Genomic DNA, 4,481 nt, shown 5'->3' with positions numbered 1-4,481 from the left:
TGTGCACCTCCCCGGGGCGCGGGCGGGGGCGCCCGGGGCCCCCCCCGCGGCCGCGACCCCAGCCGAGCGCGCCGCTTGGCTGGTCGCGGTCGCCGACGCGCTCGACGCCAACGCCGACGAGCTGACCGCGCTCGCCAACACCGAGACGCACCTGCCGGTCGCGCCGCGGCTGCAGGGCGAGCTCAAGCGCACCACCTTCCAGCTGCGCCTGTTCGGCGAGGTGCTGCACGACGGCGAGTTCCTCGGCGCCACCGTCGACCACGCCGACCCGGCCTGGCCGATGGGCCCGCGCCCGGACATCCGCCGCTCGCACACCCCGATCGGCCCGGTGCTGGTGTTCGCCGCCAGCAACTTCCCGTTCGCGTTCAGCGTGGCCGGTGGCGACACCGCCTCCGGCCTCGCGGCGGGCTGCCCGATCATCGTGAAGGCGCACTCGGGTCACCCCGAGCTGTCCGCCCGCACCGGGCAGATCGTCAAGGAGGCGCTGGCCGCCGCCGGTGCCCCGGCTGGCATCTTCGACGTCGTCTACGGTCAGCCCGTGGGTGTCGCCGCGCTGAACGACCCGCGCATCCAGGCCTCCTCGTTCACCGGCTCGGTCCCTGGCGGCCGCGCGCTGTTCGACATCGCGAGCGCCCGTCCCCGGCCGATCCCGTTCTACGGCGAGCTCGGCAGCGTCAACCCGGTCGTGGTGACCCCGGCCGCGCTCGCCGAGCGCGGCGAGGCCATCGCCAAGGGCTACGCGGGCTCGTTCACTCTCGGCGCCGGTCAGTTCTGCACCAAGCCGGGCCTGCTGTTCCTGCCGGAAGGTCACGGCCTCGAGGACACGCTGCGCGAAGCCGTCGCCGGGATCGCCGGTCAGGCGATGCTGAACGACCGTATCGCCGCCGGCTACTCCGAAGGCGTCGACAAGCTGCGTGGCGTCTCGGGTGTCGAGGTGCTCGCCGAAGGCGGCGGCCAGGGACCGGAGTTCACCCCGACCCTGTTCGCCACCACGGCGAAGAGCTTCCTCGCCGACGCCGACACCGTCCGCGAGGAGTGCTTCGGCCCGGCTTCGCTGATCGTCACCTACACCGACCAGGCCGAGCTGATCAGCCTGCTCGACGTGATCGAGCCCGGCCTGACCGCGACCATCCAGGGTGAGGAGTCCGACGCCGACTGGGTGCGCCCGCTCCTCCCGTCGCTGACCAAGATCGCAGGCCGCCTGCTGTGGAACGACTGGCCGACCGGGGTCACGGTCAGCTGGGCGCAGCAGCACGGTGGCCCGTACCCGGCGACCACCGCGCCGACGTCGACCTCGGTCGGCACGGCGGCCATCACCCGGTTCCAGCGGCCGATCGCCTGGCAGAGCTTCCCGGACGCGTTGCTGCCGGAAGCCTTGCAGGAAGCCAACCCGTGGCAGCTGCCGCGGCGCACGGACGGCAGGCGCTAGTCCCTTTCCCGTAAGTCCCCACTTGTGACAATGGAGTCCCCCGGAGGTTTCGTCATGCCCGTAAACCGGAGAACGGCGTTACGTACCACCGCGGTCGCGGCGGCCACGGTCGCGCTTCCGCTGGCCGCCAACGGCCCGGCCTCGGCCGCCAAGGCCTCTGGTCTAGCGGCGGCCGAGGACGCGGGCACCGGTTCGATCGTGACGGCCTACCGGGAACTCCAGACCGGCATCCACCGCGACTCCGCCGAGCGGACCGCGGCGCTGGCGAACATCGACCGGGTGGCGAAGGCCAACAACGCGAGCATGTCCGTCACCGGCGGGGCGTTGTGGGCCGACCTGCCACTCGGTCCCGGCAGTGCCTACACCACCTCGATGTACGCCCGGTTGAGGTCGATCGCGGTCAACTGGGGCACGCCGGGCGGCGCGCTCTCCGGTGACCCGGTCGTCCTCGACCGGATCAAGACGGCGCTGGAGTTGCTCTACACCAGCAACCAGTACAGCGAGAAGACCGACGAGATCGGCAACTGGTACACCTACGAGATCGGCATCCCGTACTACCTGCTGCACACCCTCGCCGCGGTCGGGGAGCAGCTGGCGCCCGCCGACGTCGCGAAGTACCTCAAGCCGGTGTTCCGCTTCAACGCGGACCCGAACAAGCGCACCAACAACGCCTCGATCATCGAGACGGGCGCCAACCGGGCCGACAAGTCGTTGATCGCCATCGTTTCCGGCGCGATGGCCGGTGACACAGCGACGATCACCAAGGGCATCGAGGCGCTGACCGATGTCGCAGGCGGTGGCGCGGCCAGTGTCGTCGCGAAGCTCGACAAGGCGGCGGGCGACGGCTTCCACGTCGACGGCTCGTTCATCCAGCACGACTCGATCCCGTACTCCGGGCACTACGGCATCGTCCTGCTGACCGCGCTCGCCGGCACGATCCATGTCACCAAGGGCACCGCGTTCGCGTTGCCGGAGGAGCTCAAGCAGAAGATCTACGCCACGGTCGCCGACACGTTCGCGCCGTTCGTCTACGCGGGCGCGCAGATGGAGTCGGTGCGCGGGCGCATGCTCTCGCGCCAGGGCGAGACCGGACATGACATCGGCCACCAGCTGACCGGCGCGACCGTGCTGCTGGCCAGGTCGGCCACCGGCCCGGTCAAGACCGAGCTGACCGCGCTCGCCACGAAGTGGCTCAAGGAAGACACCTACGCGCCGTACCTCAAGATCCCGGACCCCGAGCGCTTCGCGCCGGGCCCTGACCTGGTCGGCGTCCCCGGCATCGAGTTCGCGCAGGAACTGCTGGCAGGTAAGCCGAAGCCGGCGCCGACCGTGCCGACGCACCGGGTGTTCGGCCAGCAGGACCGGGTCGTCCACGTGACGACCACCTGGTCGGCCTCGCTCGGCATGGGCACCAGCCGCATCGCGCGGTACGAGTCGGTCAACCAGATGAACCTGCACGGCTGGTACACCGGCGACGGCGTGCTCTACACGTTCCTCCCGAACGCGAAGGGTCACTACACCGACGCGTACTGGCCGACCGTCGACCCGCTGCTGCTGCCGGGCGCGACCATCAAGACCGGCCCGACCCCGCCGCTGCAGGACGTTCCCCGCACGCCCAACGCGTACGGCGGCGGTGTCCGCTGGGACGCTTCCCACGGCGCGCAGGGGCTCGACTTCGTGTCGTTCGACGGCACGCTGACCGCGAAGAAGTCGTGGTTCTTCACGCCGTCCGGCGTCGTCTGCCTCGGCGCGGGCATCACCGACGCGTCCGGCCAGGAAGTGCGGACCGCCATCGAGAACCGCAACCTGCAGGGCGCGGGCGGGGTGCTGCACGCCGACCTGAAGCGGGTCTCGACGGAGCTGGGCAAGTCGACGGTGGTGAAGCGGCCGCACGCGCTGCATCTTGAGAACGTCGGCGGTTACGTCCTGCTCGACAACGCCGACGTGGTGGCGTTGCGGGAAGACCGGACCGCGACCTGGCGTGACATCGACACCGGCGCGAACACCAAGGGCAGCTTGGAACCCTTCACCCGGCGCTACCAGAAGCTGGTGCTCTCACACGGTGTCAAGCCGGTGAACGCGACCTACGCGTACGCGGTGCTGCCGGGCGCTTCGCTGGTGTCGACCATGGCGTCTTGCCTGGCTTTCCGGGTGCGGGCCAATACGACGACGGTCCAGGCCGTGAAGCTGTGGGACAACACGCTGCTCGCGAACTTCTTCGCGGCGGGCACGGTCGACGACGTCACGGTGTCCGGCCCGGCGTCGATCGCCTTCGGCAAGGTCGACGGCCGCTGGAAGCTCGCCGTCGCCGACCCGACGCAGCAGCAGGACAGCATCAAGGTGACCGTACGCCGCAAGACGATCGAGGTGCCGGTCAAGAACACCTTCGGCGCCACCAAGCTCGTCGACCTGCCCAGGTAACCGGCCTCGTGAGTGTTGCCGACGGTTCTTGAGGGGCACGCCAAATTTGGCGTGCCCCCAGGGCAGCTGAGTGAGGGCCTCCCTCATCCAGACATCTGCAATGCTGGGTAGTTGAGGCTTGGCCTGCGTCGGTGGCCCGGCCGCAAGCATCTAACGTCCACAAAGGACTCAAGCGGCCGAATTTCGCCCCGCGATGTCGCATTTGCCTGCTTTGCGGGGCGGGGTGGGCGGAATGAACGGGGCGTATGTGTCGCTCAGCGTTGCGAACGCCCCGTTCGCAACGTTCAACCGCCCCTGCGACACCCGCCGAGCAGCGGCTTGACCAACCTGCCCGCCCCTTAACCACCCCGGCATTGCAGATATCCGGGTGAGGGCCTCCCTCACTCAACCCAGGTTGGTGAGGGCCTCCTTCATCCAGATATACGGGTGAAGGAGGCCCTCACCCCACGGCTTGGGTGAGGGAGGCCCTCATCCAAGGCCGGGCCACGCGTGTGGCGCGGGCGAGCCTGCCGAGAGGGGTCGTGAGTGGTACGGCCGGGGGGGAGAGAACGCCCCCCCCCCAAACACCCCCGAGACCGCGGGGCCCGCGGGGCGGGGGGGGGTTGGTGTGGGGGGGATGTGGTGTGGTGTG

Annotated in this window: 2 protein-coding genes; both read left to right on the top strand. The window is 70.0% G+C overall.

The genetic code is table 11. The features are described from left to right. Position 1 precedes the first annotated feature (1 nt). Positions 2-1,429, top strand: coding sequence for an aldehyde dehydrogenase (NADP(+)) (locus tag ACFV15_RS47880; protein WP_378360158.1), 1,428 nt, complete (start codon positions 2-4; stop codon positions 1,427-1,429). Positions 1,430-1,483: 54 nt separating this feature from the next. Continuing rightward, on the top strand, positions 1,484-3,850 hold the full coding sequence (locus ACFV15_RS47875; protein ID WP_378360157.1) for a polysaccharide lyase 8 family protein: 2,367 nt from the start codon (positions 1,484-1,486) through the stop codon (positions 3,848-3,850). The last annotated feature ends 631 nt before the right edge of the window (positions 3,851-4,481 follow it).

Origin of the sequence: Amycolatopsis sp. NPDC059657 (assembly GCF_042734395.1) — a bacterium.
GTDB lineage: Bacteria > Actinomycetota > Actinomycetes > Mycobacteriales > Pseudonocardiaceae > Amycolatopsis.
Note: the sequence above shows the minus strand (reverse complement) of the source record. Positions and strands in the feature narration are given on the sequence as shown.

Excerpts from the sequence above, each read along its gene's own strand:
- ACFV15_RS47875 (WP_378360157.1), top strand. The coding sequence starts at position 1,484 with ATGCCCGTAAACCGGAGAACGGCGTTACGTACCACCGCGGTCGCGGCG.